Source organism: Xanthomonas cucurbitae (assembly GCF_002939885.1).
Lineage (GTDB): Bacteria > Pseudomonadota > Gammaproteobacteria > Xanthomonadales > Xanthomonadaceae > Xanthomonas > Xanthomonas cucurbitae.
Genome location: NZ_MDED01000083.1, coordinates 1 through 2,963 on the forward strand (window position 1 = coordinate 1; position 2,963 = coordinate 2,963).

The 2,963-nt window shown below is 52.0% G+C and carries 3 protein-coding genes and 1 pseudogene; all 4 read left to right on the top strand.

Annotated elements, in window-relative coordinates:
* A pseudogene (locus tag XcuCFBP2542_RS18610) lies at positions 1–441 on the top strand (type IV secretion system protein); the annotation flags it as partial.
* Positions 442–608: 167 nt separating this feature from the next.
* The gene (locus XcuCFBP2542_RS18615) at positions 609–1,058 is read left to right on the top strand and encodes a DUF4189 domain-containing protein (RefSeq protein WP_211293039.1); all 450 of its coding nucleotides are present in this window, start codon (positions 609–611) and stop codon (positions 1,056–1,058) included.
* A gap of 21 nt (positions 1,059–1,079) precedes the next feature.
* Entirely contained in the window at positions 1,080–1,946 is an 867-nt protein-coding gene (locus XcuCFBP2542_RS18620) for a hypothetical protein (RefSeq protein WP_249027689.1), read from the top strand.
* Positions 1,947–2,064: 118 nt separating this feature from the next.
* On the top strand, positions 2,065–2,963 hold an 899-nt coding region (locus XcuCFBP2542_RS18625; protein WP_104605709.1), incomplete at its 3' end, for a peptidoglycan-binding domain-containing protein.

A 2,963-nucleotide genomic window follows, 5' to 3' on the forward strand; every position in this document is an offset into this window, starting at 1 on the left:
ACGATGTTCTCGCTGTCGGTACTGACTTTCACGGTAAGCTTGGCGACCAAGGTGGTAGGTGCGGTGGGCGTGGCATTCCTGGCGAAGTGGGCACTGAACGGCGGCAACGGCGAAGGCATCAGCAGCATGGCGCTGCAGCAGGGAGGAGTGGGGTTGGTATTGACGACGCTTATTATCACCGCACCACCAATGGCCGCTGCCTTCTTCCAGGGCACGCTGGGCCAGTTCACGGCGTACTCGGCGCTGGGCGGCGGCGCTGCGGCCGCTGCGGTACCAGCCGGTCCAGGAGGATCATACGTGCCTCGTCAAATCGCTGCGGACACTACTAATTCTGACGCTTCTGCAAACACTGCCGGACGAGTTGCAGGATCCCAAATGAATTCAGTTCAGCAGCAAGATGTGGGGCGCATGGCAAAGGCCCCTATTAACGGCAATTCTTGATCCTAGTCGTCATGAGGCCCCCTAGCCATTAATTGCTAATGACTATGGGGTATCGGCTTAAGCGTGCTAGCATTTTTAATAAGTTTATCAGTACTCAGTGCTGATGGTTGACGAGGTGATGTATGAAGACGCTATTGACAGCTTTTCTTTTGGGTGTCTTGCCTTGCATGGTCTATGCCCAAACGGCATGTCCAGTGGGAGTTCCAGTCGGCTCTCCGCAATGTGGGCCTTCATCTTTAGTGGGCGGTGGGGAAATATCCCCTCCCCCCCCGAGACCTAGCGGTAAGTGGTTAAAAACCTGGGGTGCAATTGCGAGCGCCCCTAATGGAGACACCGGAGTGAGTTCCGGGCGGCTCTCCAGAGATGATGCAGAAAAAGTTGCTCTTGAAAATTGTCTGAGTTTAAAGTCGTCCGGCTGCAGTATAAAATTTGTTTACAAAAATCAATGTGTTGCCGCAGCCAACCCTGTCTCAGGCGGTGAGGGGGGGGTAATATCCAGCGCGGAAACTCTTGATGCGGCCTCAATTAGGGCGTTATCGAGGTGCGGGAAAGCGTCCGGCAATGATTGTAAGATATCAGTTGCGGAGTGTTCTGAGCCGTTTTTCCAAAAATATTAATCATTGTGGTGCAATGAAGATATGAAATTTTTTCCAGGAAAATTGGCGTTTGATAGGGTTTGTTGGTTATTGAAGAGTTTTTCCAGAGCATGGATTTTTTGCGTATTAGTATCATCTTTTTCAGCATGTTCTTTTCAGGATAGCTCGTCTCAAGGGCGCGCTGATTTATCTGTAACTAGCTTGCGTGAAGCTGTAAGTGCTCCAGTTGGTGCAAATAATAATCCAGCTTCGGATTTTCCGAGGGGTGAGGTGCTCATCAAGGAGTTGATGGATTTTGCTTACGGAGCTGGTAATTTCGATCAGTCGCGGAATTGTTGGAAGTATGAGTTTAAGGCCGGAGGGGGTTCGCTGGATTACTGCATGCTTGGTGTGGTTTCCAAGGTTTCCACTGAGGCCGATGGTACAAAAGTCTATATTCAATCACATAGCGATCCCCAAGCCGAAATCTATTCGCAAGTCGATCCTGGTATCGAAGGGCTGTTCGTTGTTGGTTTGGATGCCGATAAAAAGATCAAAGTCCTAGCTGCAAAGCCCGCCACCGATATGGGACAGGCTGGTGATTGTGGTTGTCTAAATTCCAAGGTCATTCAAGTTGGGCCTGCGCGCTATGGCTGGCTTTCCACTGCTGGTGGTATCTGGCAAGGGGTCCAAGTGACGCGTTATTCTTTGCAGGTACCTGTGGGTTCCGAAATTCGTGATGTGTCTGGAATCCCGCGCGTGAGCGAAAAATCTCCTGACGAAACTAACGAGCTGGCCGTCAAGACAGATGGAAAACCGATTGCTGGCATGTATCCGCTGGAGATTACGCGTAAGCGTGGCGATACTGTGCTGGAAACGCGGTTGGTTTCTTATGACGAAACGAAAGGAGTCTACCCCTGGAGTCCTTGAGTTCATTCACGATTCCGATTAAGGAGAACGCTACATGGCACGGATTGATGATAGATGGGCTGAGCATCGGCGAGAGCTTGTAGATGCTGCGCACGCTGCGGGCATCGACCCGGGTGTGATGGTCAAAATCGCTGGATTTGAATCTGGGTTCAATCCAGCTGCGCGGCCGGTTGCCGTCAGTCGCCCTGAGAACAACACGGTCAGGCAGTTCGATGGCACGATGGCAATCTCGTCTGCTTACGGATACGGCCAGTTCTTGAATAGTACCTGGCAGCAGATGGTCAATACCTATGGTGAAAAATATGGTGTTGAAAATGCTTCCGAGCTTACTCGCGCTCAGGCAAATGCACCGGAGCTTCGCCAAGATACACGTCTCCAAGCTGCAATGTTGGCGGAATTTACACGCGAGAATATTGATCGTGCTGCAAAGTTTGGTGGTAAGGATGTAGCTGCGAATGTCTATGCGATGCATAACCTCGGTACAGGTGACGGCCCCAAATTCTTACAGGCAGTGCATAACAATCCAAATGGGAAAGTCAGTAGTGTCCTGAGTGCAGCGGTCATCAACGGTAACTCATCTCTTTATGGAGATGGCAATATCACCAACGCGGAAGCGTACGCCGCCATGGGACGCAAGATGGACCAGTACTCCGTCTATGCGAACAGTGTGAGTAATAGCTTGTCGGGTCATACGCCGTCCGAAGCTCCTCCGAGAGTTGCCACTAGTCATCCGATTGAAGGTGTGCCAATCAAGCATCATGTCGGCCCCTCCTACCACGACGGCAAACTGGAACAAGGCGAACGCGGCGAGTCAATAAAGCAGCTGCAAGGCCAGCTCGCACAACTGGGTGTAACCGGTCGCGATGGCAAGCCGTTACAGGCCGATGGAGACTTTGGTGGCAACACCAAGTTCGCTGTGGAGCAGTTCCAACGCGCGTATGGCTTGCAGGTCGATGGCGTGGTGGGGCAACAGACGCGGGCTGCTTTGGGTCAGGCGGTGTCGCAGCATGCGACCAA

Bases quoted from the DNA above. Each gene is read 5' to 3' on its own strand.
- XcuCFBP2542_RS18620 (WP_249027689.1), top strand. From the start codon at position 1,080: ATGAAATTTTTTCCAGGAAAATTGGCGTTTGATAGGGTTTGTTGGTTA.
- XcuCFBP2542_RS18615 (WP_211293039.1), top strand. From the start codon at position 609: ATGGTCTATGCCCAAACGGCATGTCCAGTGGGAGTTCCAGTCGGCTCT.